Source organism: Serratia sp. KH_031 (genome assembly GCF_057839655.1).
The window spans coordinates 1072675-1088690 of record NZ_CM174496.1 but is presented as its reverse complement, the minus strand read 5'-3'; the positions used below and the strand labels follow the sequence as shown (position 1 = coordinate 1088690).

13 protein-coding genes are annotated in these 16016 nt (G+C 50.2%); all 13 read right to left on the bottom strand.

Annotated elements, in window-relative coordinates:
• Window positions 1-39: 39 nt before the first annotated feature.
• Window positions 40-1089 carry a fimbrial protein gene (locus tag AC3ISQ_RS04775; RefSeq protein WP_489351025.1) on the bottom strand — a complete coding sequence of 350 codons (1050 nt, stop codon included), beginning with the start codon at window positions 1087-1089 and terminating at the stop codon, window positions 40-42.
• Between the two features lie 7 nt (window positions 1090-1096).
• Window positions 1097-3655 (bottom strand): fimbria/pilus outer membrane usher protein, encoded by a 2559-nt coding sequence (locus AC3ISQ_RS04770; RefSeq protein WP_489351023.1) that lies wholly within the window; start codon window positions 3653-3655, stop codon window positions 1097-1099.
• Window positions 3656-3758: 103 nt separating this feature from the next.
• Window positions 3759-4433, bottom strand: a complete 675-nt coding sequence (locus tag AC3ISQ_RS04765) for a fimbrial biogenesis chaperone (protein ID WP_489351021.1) — start codon at window positions 4431-4433, stop codon at window positions 3759-3761.
• A gap of 100 nt (window positions 4434-4533) precedes the next feature.
• A complete protein-coding gene (locus AC3ISQ_RS04760) occupies window positions 4534-5055 on the bottom strand; it encodes a fimbrial protein (RefSeq protein WP_489351019.1) in 522 nt (173 codons plus the stop codon).
• A gap of 498 nt (window positions 5056-5553) precedes the next feature.
• On the bottom strand, window positions 5554-6102 hold the full coding sequence (locus AC3ISQ_RS04755; RefSeq protein ID WP_489351017.1) for a tyrosine-type DNA invertase: 549 nt from the start codon (window positions 6100-6102) through the stop codon (window positions 5554-5556).
• Between the two features lie 246 nt (window positions 6103-6348).
• Window positions 6349-7083, bottom strand: a complete 735-nt coding sequence (locus tag AC3ISQ_RS04750) for an SDR family oxidoreductase (RefSeq protein WP_489351016.1) — start codon at window positions 7081-7083, stop codon at window positions 6349-6351.
• A 4-nt stretch (window positions 7084-7087) separates the two neighbouring features.
• The gene (locus AC3ISQ_RS04745; protein ID WP_489351014.1) at window positions 7088-7333 is read right to left on the bottom strand and encodes an acyl carrier protein; all 246 of its coding nucleotides are present in this window, start codon (window positions 7331-7333) and stop codon (window positions 7088-7090) included.
• A gap of 20 nt (window positions 7334-7353) precedes the next feature.
• Window positions 7354-8127, bottom strand: coding sequence for a MaoC/PaaZ C-terminal domain-containing protein (locus tag AC3ISQ_RS04740; protein WP_489353128.1), 774 nt, complete (start codon window positions 8125-8127; stop codon window positions 7354-7356).
• A gap of 2 nt (window positions 8128-8129) precedes the next feature.
• Window positions 8130-9380 (bottom strand): beta-ketoacyl-[acyl-carrier-protein] synthase family protein, encoded by a 1251-nt coding sequence (locus AC3ISQ_RS04735; protein ID WP_489351012.1) that lies wholly within the window; start codon window positions 9378-9380, stop codon window positions 8130-8132.
• Window positions 9373-10773 carry an efflux transporter outer membrane subunit gene (locus tag AC3ISQ_RS04730; RefSeq protein ID WP_489351010.1) on the bottom strand — a complete coding sequence of 467 codons (1401 nt, stop codon included), beginning with the start codon at window positions 10771-10773 and terminating at the stop codon, window positions 9373-9375. Before AC3ISQ_RS04730 ends, AC3ISQ_RS04735 begins: the two co-directional genes overlap by 8 nt.
• Window positions 10770-12761 (bottom strand): ABC transporter permease, encoded by a 1992-nt coding sequence (locus AC3ISQ_RS04725; protein WP_489351008.1) that lies wholly within the window; start codon window positions 12759-12761, stop codon window positions 10770-10772. Before AC3ISQ_RS04725 ends, AC3ISQ_RS04730 begins: the two co-directional genes overlap by 4 nt.
• Window positions 12706-13872 carry an efflux RND transporter periplasmic adaptor subunit gene (locus AC3ISQ_RS04720; protein WP_489351007.1) on the bottom strand — a complete coding sequence of 389 codons (1167 nt, stop codon included), beginning with the start codon at window positions 13870-13872 and terminating at the stop codon, window positions 12706-12708. Before AC3ISQ_RS04720 ends, AC3ISQ_RS04725 begins: the two co-directional genes overlap by 56 nt.
• Window positions 13873-13874: 2 nt before the next feature.
• Window positions 13875-16004 carry a peptidase domain-containing ABC transporter gene (locus AC3ISQ_RS04715; protein WP_489351005.1) on the bottom strand — a complete coding sequence of 710 codons (2130 nt, stop codon included), beginning with the start codon at window positions 16002-16004 and terminating at the stop codon, window positions 13875-13877.
• Window positions 16005-16016: the final 12 nt, after the last annotated feature.

The following is a 16016-nucleotide window of genomic DNA, read 5'->3' as shown; positions in this document are numbered from 1 at the left end:
CTCCCTTATCAGCCCTTCCTATTTGAAGCGGCATTTACATTACTGAATTTCTGCTTTTATCGTTGCCGTTGAGGTAAATACCCCAACCCCCGGAATATTTCCGGTGGTATTAATCGGATATAGATTAATTTGCGTCGTACCCTGTTGCGTGGAGTAATCCAAATTCACTGACAAGCGACCATTATTCGGTGATATTACCGCACCTGCACCGTCTTCGATCTTCACAGCAATATCATCATTGGTAGTTTTCAATGCTGTAGGATCATTGCTATCCGGTGTCGCCTGGAATGACAAACTGATCTTCACGCCATCCGAAATATTGCGACAAGACAACGTTAGCTGTTTATTAACCGATGTGAACCCCGCGGGCCTAGCATTCTTCGTTTTGAAACTGCCCGACAGAATATCGCCGAAATCCACGATCACTGGCGACGGACCAATATTACAGTTTTGCGGTACAGTGACCGTCCCACTCATGGAAACCGTTGCCACAGGCATCGGACTACTAACCCCGCTGGTTGAGGACATATACACATCCACCAACTTGGTTTGCGGGATTACCGTCTGCCCAACGAAAGGCCGGCGGAAATAGATGTTAATCCGCCCACGTGCACCACTCAGATAAGGCTGACTGGTACAAGTGCCGGTACCAGAGTTGCTGTTAGAAAAGTTGCTAAACGGCACCGGAATATAACGCTGAACACCACCAGCAACGTAAACCTCACTGGAAACCGCCAAATAATCGTTCAAGACATAATAACTCAAGGTTCCATCGGTATGATCCAACTGTGTCAGGCCAGGAACCGCCGTGATATAAGCGCTAGTCATGGTCGAACATTCACAACTCGCCAGATAATAGCTGGACAGGTTCCAGTTACTGCCCGCCGCATCTGAAATAATCAAACCGGTAATGTTTTGCGCCGGATCGGTCAACGTTTTGGTAAAAGCGAAGCTATACTGCTGCGTAGCCCCTTTATCGGTAATACACGCCCCCGGTATGGCCATCGCTTGCGGCGCGAGGAACAGCCCGGCAACAACCAAACTCCCCCACACAAATAATCGTTTAATTACTTTTAACGTCTTCATCATTAATACCTTATAAACACTGACCGTTCATCAAGCGGATGCCTGCATTTTCTGTTTGCTTGGCGAGGCTGTATGTCACCTGACACTGCTGCGAACCGGCATTACCCCACTTCACATTCAGTCTGCCGTTATCCGCCAAACCAGTTAGATAGACCTGCCCTCCGTCACCGACAATGCTGCTACTTGTATTTTGCTCGCTGGCATCGCTCACCGTGGCACCAAATGGCACTGGTGCACCGCCCTGCATGAGCAGCGTCATCAACACACGTTGACCAATGTTCGGTTTAAACTCTGCGCGAACGATGGCACCACGCGTTGGGATGACTGTTTGGCTGCTCAGGGTCATATCGACATCGTCCGCCATGCTGGTGGTATCGAGGCCTATGCTGTTTCTGCGATAGGCGGTGACATAAGGCACTACCGCATAACCCCGCCAGTCAGTTTTCACCCCGGTTTGGTTGGTCACTAAGACGCCCTTCGCTCCAGGCGCTTTTACTAACGCCACGGTTTCACCCAGCGATTGTGATAACGTCAGGCCGTTTTCATGCAGCAGAATTCCGCCTTGCAAACCGTAGTTAACGCGTTGCTGATCGTGGTCGTAGCCATAACCGACGTTCACTTCACCCATACCGCCACGGTAGTCAACGCTGGCGTTACCGCTGGCACCTTGCCCTTGACTGGTATAACCCTGGCTAATGCTGTAGTTCAGGTTGTTATCCGCCAGTGCCGTGCCATTCAGACCGACCGTGTTGGTGGTTGAACCATTACGGCTACTGCTTAGGTTGTAAGTGGCGTAACTGTTCGGCAGCCATTTGCTCAATGGCACGCTGAGGTTAAAGGCAATGATGTGGTCATTCGTGTTAGTTCGGTTGCCGTTACTGTCGTAACCATTTTTGCTGTAGGTATAGTTCAGGCCGTAACTGATACTTTCCCAATTGTTGTTGTAACCCACGCTGGTCGACTGGCTCTTACGTGAGTTATTCCAGTAATCTTCGCTAATCAGACTAAGAGACAACGCTCCCGCACCTTGCCACAGGCTCTGGCTCAACGTTAGTTCGGCACGGCTCTTCTTGTGATCGGTATACTTCCGGCTGCCGCCATTGGTATAAGAATCCAACGTTTCTTGCAGGCTGTAATATCCCGCCGTCGAGTAGCGATAACTCGCCAAACTGAAGTTAGTGCCAGTTTCAACGAAGCTCTTGCCATAACGTAACCGCCACGACTGGCCGCTGTCTTTTGGTGTAAATTCTGGTTTGCTCCAGGCTTGGGTCACGTCGGCAGAAATCGCACCGATTTCGCCCATGTTTTGCCCCCAACCTAACGCCAATGACTGATATTTACTGGCCGCCTGAACCCCACCGTAAATAGTCGCGCCCCACGGTAAACCATAAATGGCCGTTGCTTGAGTAAACGGATGTTCATCCACATTACTGTCAGAGGAGCGATATTGACCGCTGGTGATGCTGTATTTAAAGCGCCCTTCGCGCTGCAATACCGGGACGGAGGCAAATGGCACTACCAAGTTCTGTTCGCTACCGTCGGCCTCTTTAATTGTGACATTCAAATCACCGCTGCCCGAAGTTGGGTACAGATCTTTAATTTCAAACGCCCCCGGTGGCACGTAACTTTGGTAGATCACATAACCGTTCTGGCGGATCGTGATCTGTGCGTTACTACGCGCAATACCACGAACGACCGGTGAGTAACCTTTCATGCTGTCTGGCAACATGTCGTCGTCAGAGGCCAACTGACCACCACGAAACGCCACGCTATCGAATACGTCACTTGGTGAAGCGCTATCACCCAACGTTAACTGGCTTTTCAGCGTGACGATATCACGCTGCAAATAGGTGTTAATCGAGTCCCAATGGCTCGAACCATCGCTATTACGGTTCCAAGTTGAATAGTTGCGCAAACGCCACGCACCAAGGTTCGCCCCAGAACGTAAGTTCAAGTAATAAGTATTGCTGTCTTGGCTGTCACTGCGGCGCGCCTGATTGTTGGCCCCGCTGAAGTTATAGTTCACCAACAACGCCGGAACACCGGAATCCCATTTTTCTGGTGAAACGTAATCACGCGCCAGTACGTTTAATGCCGCTTGCGGGATACTCAGATCCAGTTTTTGTTGGTTGAAACGAAAAGTCGCCGATGCTTGTGGGATCGCTTGCGCCAGATCGACGCATTCCCCGCCAGCTTTGATCGCCGGGAAAGCATCCAGTCGCACGCCCATTGACTCCAACATTCCACTACTCAGGCAAGGTTGTAACGTATCTTTACCATCAGTGCCTTTTTGTAATTTGAAATCAATGTCCTGGGTATCAACCATTTCCCCATTCAGGTAGACATCGACCCGATATTTGCCCGGTGCTTTACCATCACCATCTTCAAATACCGACAAATCAGCGCCACGTTGCTCCGGATTATCGATTTCCAGCAAGGCCGGGTTGAAATAATCACGTGCTAGTGCTGCACCAGAAAACCCCATCAACATCGCTACTTGGCATGAAATTAACCAAGCCAACGGGGTGCGGTTAAATCCGCGAGAGCGAATACGCTTCGGGTTATTCATCCTTATAACTCCATGTCTCAGCTCTAGCCGTAAATTGGCGAGCCGCGTCCTTCCCTGTCACTGTCTGTGCAGGGCTTTGTGGTGTTGAATCTGACGAGATGGCTTATAAATTGTTGCTCAAGACCTTGCTAGTGCCACCGTAGTCATTGATGATTTGCCAACTCAACGCACCGCCACTCGCACCTGCCGGTAAGGTGAAACGCGCATTGGATTGCGGGGCAACCATCGTGGCATCCGACACAGGGCTGCCATTCACCTTCACATTGAAGAAAGTGATGTAATAAGGTGATGAGTTGGTGACTTGCAGGGCATTACCATTGCGCTGCCATTTCAAGCTTTTAGCCGCTTCATCCAGTGAACCCGCTAACCCCTGAGGGCGATAAATCAATTTGATGCGTGTCTTGACCGCAATTTGCAACGTATTGTCTTTTTTCTCAGCCGACGGAATGGATTTCACATTCAGCCAATAGAGTGATTCTTTATCGGTTGGCAAATTGCCACCAGCACGCACGACGCGCAGAATGTTGTCCTGCCCACCATCCAAGCGGAACAACGGTGGAGTAATAATGAAGGGAGCTTTTGTGGTATCCCCTTCTTGCGCATCCACCCAAGATTGGATCAGGTATGGCACCTTGTCGGGATTGCTCACGCTCAGGGAAGATTCTTTTTTGCCGCCGTCATACACCAAACGGGTTCCACCGATCACGACACCGGCTTGAACCTGTGAGCCAACCATTATCAATAGCGCTGCGACCAGCGTGCTCCGCCAAACTTTCATTATTTTTTTCTACCCATTTATCCTGGTGAAATAAGCCAGGGGTGCAAGCGCCCCCCTAGCTCAGTTTTATGCAGCCTGAATAAAATCAGGCAGATAAACCTTACTGATACACGATGGTGAAGTTGGTTACTGCGTTAGCAGAACCCACAGTCACAGCATCCGCAGTTGCGTAGTAGCGCGCGGTGAAGTTCAGCGTGTTAAGGCCGGTAGAAACCAGAGGATAAACAGCAGAATCTTGATACAGATTGATGACGTTGTTTTGGTTATCAGAAAGCTGAATACCTACGCCAGTTGCCATATCAGCAGCATCCGTCAGAGCCAGCACAGCGTTGTTACCTGCAACCTGAGTACCATCGAAACGCACGGTAGCACCGGTAACGGTAGCTGGGCAGTCTTTCAGTTTCAGGCTGAATTGTTTGGCAGCAGCGGTAGAGCCAGCACCAGTGAAGGCTGTCTTAGCGACTTTGCCCAAAGTTACGCTTTGGTTTAAAGAATCGGTGTCAACAGTACATGCTGCATCAGTGATGCTTCCCACGAAGTTTACTTGACCGTCAGCAGCGAACGCGGTGCTTGCAAACGCAGATGTAGCCAATACCGCAACAGCAATCAGATTCTTTTTCATACTACTTTCCTTTAAAAATATAATGCATCTCAGATGCACTTGTTTATTTCTGACATAACCCTATGTCATTCCTTTTTATTTAGTTCTGGAGCCAAGCAAGCCCTCAAACGATAACTTTTAGGGGTATGAACCTTTCCCACCAAACGATTCATTTTGAACTAAAGTGACTCCTTTAGAGAAAACGACTAAAAAAGAACATTAAACAAACATTAATCAGAATTAAATTCTGATTAAATTTTAAAAGAAATACAAAAAACCAGTAAAATATTGAAAATTAAATAGTTAGGGAAGTAATGAAATGAGTGACTAAGAAAAAACCTGATCGAGAAATGCTGAATAATTCTACGAAGAGAGAGTGTAATACGTTGTTTTACAGTGGGTTAAGTAACATTAGGAAAATCCTATACGGGAAGTATTGACATTATTTTTCCACGTCCTTAGAGTATGTTGCAATTTAGTTCAAAGTGACTCATTAGACATACTTTTTTTATCTATCTATCACCAAACTTCTTTAAATCTCCGAGCATTGCTGGCGGTATAAAGTACCGTGTTTTGAATATTACGATGCCCCAAAAAATCCTGAATCAAACGGGTATCTATTCCTCTATCGGCTAAAGCAAAACCACAACCATGACGTAACATATGTGGGTGTGCATTAACCTCAAGATTTGCAACTTGGCTATAATTACGGATTAACCAATAAATTCTTTGGCGCGACAAGCGGGAACCCCGATTAGAAAGAAATAACCATTCGCTGTCTGAACCACGATAACTCTGACGTTTTACCATCCAACGCTGCAAGCTTTTCCTTTCGCGAACATACAATGGATGAACCGTTGAAAAACCATTTTTTAGGCGGTGAATATAAATATTACCGCCCTCCAAGTCGATGTCTGATAGACGCCAACTGTTGATCTCACTCACACGACAGCCATGAATAAAACACATCCAAATCAAGCAGTAATCACGCTCTGGATTTTTGCCTTTCAGCGTTGCCTTGAGCAGTTTCTCTACTTCAGAAGGTGTTAGATGTTTACGGTTAGTCATAGTGCCTCATTATTTCTAGCAAAGAAAAATGTGGATTTCTTTTTCCTTCTTCACGTCCACAAAAGATACACGGAGCCTTAATGCTCACTTACGGATAGGTTCCTGAATCCATTTTTAAGTATAGCGGATTTATTTTTCACTAACAGCCACGGTATTGATAGGGATATTTCGTTTAATTATTCATAAAAAAAGAGCATGGATCACCACACTCTTTAATTACCGGGGAAATATGAGGAGAATAAAGTATCAGGCGGTTAAACCACCATCTAATACCAATGATTGCCCTGTCATATAACTACTGGCGTCATCAATCATAAAAGTCACTACACGAGCCACTTCTTTCGCTTTCCCCAAACGTTTTAATGGGATTTGTTTACGTAACCCTTTTAACGTTTCAGCGGGCATATTTTGCGTCATGTCACTGGCAATAAATCCCGGCAACAAACAATTAACGCGAATACCAAAACGGCCTAATTCCAATGCCAAAGAACGTCCTAATCCAATCATTGCCGCTTTGCTGGCACCGTAAGCAGTTTGTCCTATATTGCCTTTAATTCCGCTCACTGAAGACATTAGCACCAACGCCCCTTCTCCTTGCGCCATCATGGCTGGCAGCAATTGCTGATTCCAGTAAAAAAGCGCGTTGAGGTTGGTATCCATTACCTGTCGCCAACTTTCGCCATCTTGTTGAATATGCAGATTATCACGCGTAATTCCGGCGTTATGGATCACGGCAAAAGGGGCTCCATGTCGCGCCAACAATTCAGGCGCTAATTTCGCCACTGCGCTTTCATCACTGCCGTCGCAAGAATAAGCTTCAACCCAGCCCGCAGCTCCCGCGCAGGCAGCGATAGTGGCAAGACTTTCCTGCTCGCCACTACGCCAGGTAAACACCACATTCCAACGTTGCGTCAGTTCTTCCACCACCGCACGGCCAATGCCACGGCTGCCACCGGTCACTAATACCCAAGGTTTTTTCATGAGTTTATTGCTGATCTGCCAGCTTGTGGCACAGCTCCCCCAGCGTCATATTCGGGTGTTCCATAAACATTTCTGCGTTCAAGGTGGCACCAAACTCACGCTTTACCAGCACCATCAACTCCACATAATCCAAACTGTCTAACTTCAACTGATGTAGTGGCATCTCTGGGGAAAGATCGGTCATTTCTAAATCTTTGGCGTCGCACAACATTTCACAAATGATGTCATAGACCTGTTGGTATTTTTCCATGGTGATTCCCTTACCTATTTTTAATTGGCCAACGGCCAGGTTTTTAATGTCACAGCGCTACTGATCAAGGGTTGGTCTGACGATCTGGCCTGAATAACGGTGCGTAATACGAAGCCGCTTTGCTTATTCCCCATCACCAGTGTCGGTAAAATGGTGTAATGCAATCCACCAGCCGCGAGGCAATCGCCAGTCGGGGCATGTAACCGCGCATCGAAATGCACTTCATGATGGGTTTGTACGACGGGCAGTTGAGTGAAAACATCGACCAGCCGAGCAGCCGTTAATTCTGGTAATGCCGTTTTCACCGTTGCCAAGGTTTCTGGCGCAGCGATCAATCGCTGAAACAGTAAAGCGTCTAAAAAACTCCACAATGGAGCTGCACCACCGGGGAAACGTTGCCACTCGGTCAAAAGCTCGACAGTTGAGAGGCTTCGCTCTACCTCACCAGCCTCTAACACCAACGATTTCGCCAACGCCAGTTTGCTGCTGAAACAGCATTCGCCACTGGCGGCATCCACTAACTTACCACCGCTCACCCCATTGATTTGCAACTGATAATCGGTCTGATACCACACCGGACTACGCATTCGAGTGGTAAAAGTGAAAAACTCCCCTGTGGGTAATGAGCTTGCACTCAAGCCGCGTTTCATATCTAGCAACGCCCGCATACCGTGTACACTGAGCTGTTCCAGTCCCATTTTTTGTGCATATTGCAGATCGAAATGGATCGGGTTGTCGTCACCAGAAAATACCGCCCACTGTTCAGCATCTTGTAGGTTGTAACGGAGGTTCATCATTAAGCCTGCCCAATCACCAGCGCCGCATTGGCTCCACCGAAACCAAAGCTCAAATTCAATACGTTGCGTAATTCTGCAGGGCGGTGCCCTTCGCGGATATAATCCAGATCGCACTCAGGATCGACATTGTTCAGGTGACAAGTTGCAGGCATCAGTTGATGCTGCAGCGCCTGTAAACAGACGATCGATTCGAAGCTGCCCGCCGCCGCAATCAAGTGACCGCTATAAGATTTGGTACTGGATACCGGCGTGCTGTATGCCGATTTACCCAATGCCAGTTTGATGGCTTCGGTTTCATTCAAATCGTTCAGCGGTGTCGATGTGCCGTGCGCATTAATGTAATCAATCTCTGCCGCGTTCAGACCGGCTTGATCCAGAGCGCGCTGAATGGTTTTCACCCGTGCCACCTTATCTTCCGCTGGCGCGGTAAAATCAAAAGCGTCGGAATAATTACCGTACCCTTTGATTTCCCCAAGAATATGGGCCCCACGCGCCAAAGCCGCTTCTCTCTCTTCTAGGCACAGCACCGCAGCCCCTTCCGACAGCACAAAACCATTGCGATCCAGACTGAACGGGCAACAGGCTTTGCTGGGATCTTCCTGCTCTTGGGTTAACGCACGCAGCACGTCGATATTCCACACCGCCGCATCACTGCGCAGCGACTCTCCCGCCCCGGCCAACATCATTTCTGCCCGGCCAGCGCGAATCGCCTCAAAAGCATCACCGATCGCCATGGTTCCCGTAGCGCAAGCAGCAATGGGCGTGTTTTGATAGCCCCGCAGCCCCCAATACAAACTACAGGCCGCGGTCGCGACGTTAGGCATCGAAAGGAAACAACCAAACGGCGAGCCCAATCCAGTACTAAGGTAACCTTCGTAATTATTATGCGTTTCATCCTGCCCCGCCCAACCGCTGCCAATGATCGCGCCGCACTCCAACGGATCGTAATAGGATTTTGGATTACCGTCGGCGAAGGCCATGGTCATCGCTTCTTGTGCCGCCGCCAGAGCCAAACGCGCGAAACGTGGCAGACGGCGACGGATCGCCGCCGGGACTTTCTTCAGGTTCGGCTCATCGTCAATCAAACCATAGAAACGGGAACTGACACCGGCGGCAGATCGATCGACGTAACGGTATCCCAATTGATAATCCATAATCGCCGCCCAGCTTTGCGCAGCCGTCATCCCTAGTGGCGTAACGGAACCGTATCCGGTGACGACGACCCGACGCGGCAAATTCCCGTTATTCATGATTTACTCCTTCAATATCATTGTTATTCGTCACACCACCGCCTAGCGCCAACCACAGTTTCATCGTGGCGTTGAGGTAGTTGTATTGCAGATCCGATAAGCTGTTTTCGCTGCTGAGCAACGCATCTTGTGCATCCAATAACGTTTGGAAAGAGACATCGCCAGCCAAATACTGGTTGTTGACCAACGTCAGCCGTTGTTGGCTCAACTGCAAGTTTTGCCACTGATTTTGTCGACGCTGTTGGTCGCTGAGGCGCTGCGTCATGGCGTTATCCACATCAGACAACGCGCTGTAGACTTTTTGGCGAAATTCGATGGCCGCTTGCTGAACGTCCAGATCGGATTTCTCAATCGTCAATTGCACGGTATTCCACTGCACAAATGGCAGTGCGATGCTGCTGCTCAAGGTTCTCACTGGGTTGTTAAACCACTGCTGGAAGATAGCGCTGCTCGCTCCTATCGCCGCCCCCAATGACAGCGTTGGATAGAAGCTGAGACGAGCGACGTCAGAACCCGCCAACGTTGCTCGCAAGCGCCATTCCGCTGCCTGCACATCAGGCCGTTGGGCAATAACTGCCAGCGGTAAACGCAGGGCAATCGGCACTTCTTGGTGCATATCCAGTGATTTGCGTTCTGGTTGACGGCTGTCCGGCGAGCGGTTGAACAAGATCGCTAACGCATTACGCGTTTCTTCCCGCTGTTGTTGCAGGCTTCGGTATTGGTTTTCGCGGTCGAATACAGATTGCTGCGCCTGTAGCCAATCGAGCTGCCCGACATCACCAGCAGCATAACGCGACTGCACAATGCGCAAGGTATCGTTGGCAATCTTCAAACTTGCCTGCTGATTGCTGATTTGCTGGTTGAGGTTGGCTATCTGCCAATAAAGCTGCGCGGTCGTCCCAATCAAGGTTAAAGCGGTGTTTTGCCGATCCTGTTCCGATGCCTTAACCAACCATTCCGCTTGATCGCGAGCACGCGCCAGCTTGCCCCACAGATCCAGCTCATAGCTCAGATCCACCGTGCTGCTATAGGATTCCTGCGCTTCGGTATTGTGTTTCAGCCCCTGACTGTTGCCAGCGCTGCCGTTAACCGCCACGTTAGGAGTTAGGTTGGTATTGGTCAGCCCAGCCTGCAATCGAGCTTGCTGTAATTGAATGCCCGCTATCGCCAGATCGTTATTACTGCTCAATGCACGGTTAATCAGTTGCGACAACTGCGGATCATTAAAATTATCCCACCAATGTGCGCTGTGGCTCAGATAACCTGGCCCCGTATCCTGCACCTGCCATTGCGTCGGTACTGACAGCATCGGGCGTTGATAATCGCTTTTAAGTAATGAGCCACAACCGCCGAGAAGTAAGGAAACCATCACGACCAAAGAAAGTTTTTTCATTCGCGCGCCAGCGCCTCCGTAGGATGAAGACGCGCCGCATTGCGCGCTGGGAAAAAGCCAAAACCCAGCCCGATCAGCGCCGAGAAACCACAAGCCAGCACAATGGGTGGCCAAGTAAACACCATGGTGAATTCCTTCGTCACCCAAGAGAAAATCACACCAGCAACGCCAGAACCGACGATGCCGATCATTCCGCCAAGGCTACAGATCACCATTGCTTCGATCAGGAATTGACGCATGATGTCGCTGGGCCGTGCGCCGACCGACAAACGAATGCCAATCTCATGAGTCCGTTCGGTAACGGAAACCAGCATGATGTTCATTACGCCCACACCACCCACCAGTAGAGAAATTCCGGCAATGGCGGTGATCAGCAACGTCATCGAATCCGAGGCTTTCTGAATGGTTTGCGTCATTTGATCGTTGGTTAACGTGAAGAAATCTCGCTGACCGTGAGCACGTTCCAAGCGTTGTTCCACTTCGGTTTGCGCCGTGTTTAACGGATAGTCGTCACTGATTCGCATAGTGATCAACTCAATCGGCATATCCCCCGACATTCGTTCAATCAACGAGGTATAGGGCATCCATGCGCCCAGCAATGCGCCAACGTATTTCGGGCCTTTACGTTCGGCAATGCCGATCACCCGATAAGGAATACCCGACAATTGGATAATCTTGCCGACCGGATCTTCATCAGCATCGAACAAAGTTTTACGTAGCTCAGGATCGATAATCACCACTGGCTCACGCTCATCCAAATCGCGCTGGGTAAAACCGTTGCCACGAGTAAAGTCCAAACCTTGTACACGGAAGAAACCGTTGCTGACGCCAGAGATCGACACCATCACCTGTTTACCGCCCCGCACCGCAGCAGTCATTTTGGTAACGACTGGCGAGACGCTATCGACATAAGGTTGCTGTTGCAGCATTTCTACGTCGGTCAACGTCAGTGAGCGTTCAAAATCGGGGCGGGGTTTATCCCAGCCTAAACCGGGGCGAATCTCCAAGGTGCTAGTGCCCAGTTGGCTGATTTCATTAAGAATGCTTTGTCGCGCGCCTTCGCCTACCGCCATCGACGACACCACGGAGGAAATTCCGATAATAATGCCGAGCATGGATAAGAAAGCGCGAGCCCGATGCCCCAGCAAAGAACGCCAAGCCATGCGGACCGCTTCTTTCACACTCTGCCAAAACAGCGTGCGCCCGGTCGCTACCGCTTGCGGCAAGGCCTGACGACGCTCAATCTTCGCGGCATGCTCGTTAGGGTGATCGGCGATAATATTACCGTCGCTGATTTCAATGATCCGTTGCGCTTGATTAGCAATATCGCGATCGTGCGTAACGATAATAATGGTGTGCCCGGCCTGATGCAGAGAATGTAAAATCCCCATCAGTTCCTGCCCACTGGCGCGATCCAACGCACCCGTGGGTTCATCTGCCAGAATAATTTCAGCCCCGTTCATCAGAGCACGGGCAATGCTAACGCGCTGCTGCTGTCCACCGGAAAGCTGCGCCGGTCTATAGCCCATCCGCTCCGCCAGTCCGAGGCGAGTCAGCAGATACTCAGCGCGCGTCTGCCGTTCTGCAGCTGGCATCGCGGTGTACAACGCCGGGATCGCAACATTCTCTGCCGCCGTCAGATACGGCATCAGGTGATAGCGTTGGAAGATAAAACCGATGTATTGGCTACGCAGTTGCGCCAATTGTTCACTACTGGCCAGTTGGGTCGAAACGTTATGGATCTGCATTTCACCGTGCGTCGGCTTATCCAGACAACCGATGATATTCATCAGCGTCGATTTCCCCGAGCCAGAAGCCCCGACGATCGCCACCATTTCCCCGCTACCAATAGTCAGTGAAATATTTTTCAACACTTCAACCGTCTGTCCACCAGAAGTGAAATGACGCGAAATCCCTTTCAGCGAGATCAAGCTATCCACGAGGACTGTCCCCGCTTGCGTGCTGCGTGAGCACCACTTGGTCGCCATCCTGCAAACCTTCTTTCACTTCGGCAAACTGACGATCGTTAATGCCGATACGTATCCAACGAGCTTCTACCTGCTTGCCTTTCAACACCTGAACCTGATAGCGATCCTTCCCTTGTTGCGTCCCAAGGGCGACAACGGGCACACGCAAAGCATTCTTCGCTTGATTGGTGATGACAAACACCTGCGCCGTCATCGAAGTGCGCAACTGGCGCTGATGATTCCCAATGGTAAACACACCGTTGTAATAGACCGCCGAAGTTTGCGACGTCGATGGTGCTTGCGGGTTGTCTTGCAGCAAAGCGTCATTCGGCGCTTCCTGAATCGCGCCCATCACGCTTTCATAGCGACGCTTAGGATCGGCCACCACGTAAAACCACAGCGGTTGTCCTACTCGTACTTTCAGAATGTCGGTTTCCGAGATCCGCGTATGCACGGTCATGGTATCGACATTGGCCAACACTAAAATGGTCGGCGCGGTCTGAGAGGAAACGATGGTTTGCCCTTCTTTGGTGACGATACCCAACACTTCACCGTCGATCGGCGCCACGATCCGCGTATAACTTAGATTGGCTTTGGCGGTTTCCAACGCCATCTGCGCCTGGATGATTTGCGCCTCATTCACCCGCAGTTGCGCCAGTTGAGTGGCATACTGCGCCTGCGTTTTTTCCAGCGTGCTTTTCACCCCTGAACCATCGCGATCCAACCGTTTCTGACGCGTCAGTTCTTGCAAATATTGCTTCAACGTGGCCTGTGTCACCTGCTTTTGCGCCTGCGAACTTTGTAATTCTGCTTCAGATTTACGCAGTTCGTTTTGTTGCAAAGTCGGATCGATTTCCGCCAGTAATTGTCCGCGCTGAACCCGATCGCCCTGCTTCACATACAGCCGTTTCAATTGACCGTTAACCTGCGCACCCACGTTCACTTGCAACGCGGGTTTCAAGATCCCAGTCGCCAACACAGTTTTTTCAATATCGCCACGGCTGACGGCCTCGGTTGGCAACTCAGTTTGTTGCGCAGAAGAGAAGCCGTTTATCGCTGCAATCACACCGACCACCAACACCAGTGCCAACACTATCAGCGCGATACGCCATTTCTTTTTCATCTTGCGCATCCTTAGCAAACCGCCGTCGTTAAACTGGGTTGAACCATCATGGTTTCTATTTGCCCATCGACCATGCGATAGACCCGATCGAACATCGGCAGCACGGTCTCACTGTGAGTAACGGTGATCAGCGTTTTGTTGTATTCACGGCAATGCGCCAGCACGGTGTCCATCACCTGCTGCGCGGTGGCTTCATCTAGGTTGGCGGTAGGTTCGTCCAACACCAGCACCGGACAATCACTGTACATCGCCCGCGCCAATAGCAAGCGTTGACGCTGCCCCAGCGACAATGCGGCGTGACTCTCACGGATTAATGCGTTTTGACCTCCGGGTAGTTGTTCCACAACATCGGTCAGATTCAGCCCCTGTAACGAGCGGTCGATTCGCTGCTGTTTACGCGGTTCATAGTGGTCGTCAAATAAGGTGATGTTCTCTCGCACCGAGGCGTTAAACAGAATGTCCTCTTGGCTTTGCAGGAAGAACAGACCGTGCGCCAAGCGATAATCGATCGGTTGACCATCCACTAAGATCTCCCCTTGCTGTGGCGGCATCAGCCCCGCCATCACTTTCAGCAAGGTGCTTTTACCCGCGCCGGAGCTACCAACAATGGCAATGCTCTGCCCACGTGCCAGTGAGAACGACAGATTACGTAGCACTGACTGCTGGGCGTCGTAGGCGAAAACGATATGGCGGTAGCTCAATTGATGTTTAAATTCCGGCGTCGCTGCCGGAACCGCGGCTTCAACCGGGGCTTCCACCACCGGGAATAGATCTCGCGCGCGGGTATCGATCACATGAAGCTGGTTCTTTTGCAGGATCGAGAAGAAAATTCGGGTGATATACGAGGTAAAAATCTCGCGCACGAAGCTATAAGCAAAAAAATCACCGAGGCTGAGGGTGCCCTTTTTCAGTAGTGGCAACGCCAGCAACATAAACAGCACCATTTCCAGGCTGCCGATCAGTTGATACAGGCTGTTTTTCACCTGCTCATAAACTTTCTGCTTTTGGCGACAGGTAAACAGCGCCTGTGCGTAGTGGGCAAAACGGCCTTTGCGTTGGCTGCTCAAACCGGCGGATTTGATGGTGGAAAAACCCTGAATGGTTTCCATCAAGAAATCACTCTGCTCAGCGCTTTTCACCTGCAATTGTTGGGTGTAGTAACGATCGCGGTAGATTGCCCAGACGCTGACTAACCCCATCAGCATCACACCAATCGCCGAAACCAGCGCCAATATTGGACTCATGTAACACATCACCGCCAACGCGATTGCGCCGATAATCCAATCGGTACGCAGGCCGTTATCTAATTCAATTTTTTGTCCGGCTGCGATTTGCCAGTTAACAAAGCGGCTAAAAATTTCCCCAGGTGCTCGCTTGTCGAAAAAATTCAGCGTATTGCTTAATAATCGCGAAAAACCCGCCACGCTGTTCAGTACCACAAAGTGCTTAATAAAACGCTCAGTGATCGCTCGCACGGCGAAAGCCAGCGTAGTGGAAACCACAAACGCCAGCAGATAATAGAAATAAGGGAACTCAGTTTCTCCTGCCGAAGAGAACACTTTATTGATGGCGCTGCTGACCATCATCGGCATGATGAACAGCGTCAAAGAAATTAAAAATGCCAACAACATCAGGCGATAAATACCTGGAATATTGGCCGTCTCTTTCAGGCTCATGCATTCCAATGCACGAAAGCGTCGACTTTTTTGGCGCAGTTTCACCGCATCAGGATCGGCGGGAGTTTCCTGATCTATCACTAACGCGTAGCCGCTGATTTCTGCTTTTAAGGCATCGATAGGCAGTAATTGTTGCCCTATCGCCGGGTTCATGACACAGACGTAATTCCCTTTGCGATACGCCAGTAAGACATAGTGATTAGCGCCGTAATGCAAGATCGCCGGTAGTGGCAAAGAAGCTAATTCATCAAGGCTGAACGCCACCGGATAGCTCGGTACCGCCAGTTCCGACAAAATGGTACATAAGGTTGCTAACGAAGTGCCATGCTGCGAAGCCGGGTAACTCTCACGCAGACGCTCAAGGGGAGCATCAATACCCTGGGTTTCCGCCAGCATCGAGATACATGCCAGCCCGCATTCATTGGTTTCTCCCTGAAAAACCAGAGTTGGAATACTCTTTTCCATGATTGATTTCTT

What these genes read in the sequence shown, in the direction of transcription:
- AC3ISQ_RS04750 (WP_489351016.1), bottom strand. Translation starts at nt 7,083, where the DNA reads ATGAAAAAACCTTGGGTATTAGTGACCGGTGGCAGCCGTGGCATTGGC.
- AC3ISQ_RS04770 (WP_489351023.1), bottom strand. Translation starts at nt 3,655, where the DNA reads ATGAATAACCCGAAGCGTATTCGCTCTCGCGGATTTAACCGCACCCCG.
- AC3ISQ_RS04735 (WP_489351012.1), bottom strand. Translation starts at nt 9,380, where the DNA reads ATGAATAACGGGAATTTGCCGCGTCGGGTCGTCGTCACCGGATACGGT.
- AC3ISQ_RS04755 (WP_489351017.1), bottom strand. Translation starts at nt 6,102, where the DNA reads ATGACTAACCGTAAACATCTAACACCTTCTGAAGTAGAGAAACTGCTC.
- AC3ISQ_RS04760 (WP_489351019.1), bottom strand. Translation starts at nt 5,055, where the DNA reads ATGAAAAAGAATCTGATTGCTGTTGCGGTATTGGCTACATCTGCGTTT.
- AC3ISQ_RS04725 (WP_489351008.1), bottom strand. Translation starts at nt 12,761, where the DNA reads ATGGCGACCAAGTGGTGCTCACGCAGCACGCAAGCGGGGACAGTCCTC.
- AC3ISQ_RS04740 (WP_489353128.1), bottom strand. Translation starts at nt 8,127, where the DNA reads ATGAACCTCCGTTACAACCTACAAGATGCTGAACAGTGGGCGGTATTT.
- AC3ISQ_RS04775 (WP_489351025.1), bottom strand. Translation starts at nt 1,089, where the DNA reads ATGATGAAGACGTTAAAAGTAATTAAACGATTATTTGTGTGGGGGAGT.
- AC3ISQ_RS04765 (WP_489351021.1), bottom strand. Translation starts at nt 4,433, where the DNA reads ATGAAAGTTTGGCGGAGCACGCTGGTCGCAGCGCTATTGATAATGGTT.
- AC3ISQ_RS04715 (WP_489351005.1), bottom strand. Translation starts at nt 16,004, where the DNA reads ATGGAAAAGAGTATTCCAACTCTGGTTTTTCAGGGAGAAACCAATGAA.
- AC3ISQ_RS04720 (WP_489351007.1), bottom strand. Translation starts at nt 13,872, where the DNA reads ATGCGCAAGATGAAAAAGAAATGGCGTATCGCGCTGATAGTGTTGGCA.
- AC3ISQ_RS04730 (WP_489351010.1), bottom strand. Translation starts at nt 10,773, where the DNA reads ATGAAAAAACTTTCTTTGGTCGTGATGGTTTCCTTACTTCTCGGCGGT.
- AC3ISQ_RS04745 (WP_489351014.1), bottom strand. Translation starts at nt 7,333, where the DNA reads ATGGAAAAATACCAACAGGTCTATGACATCATTTGTGAAATGTTGTGC.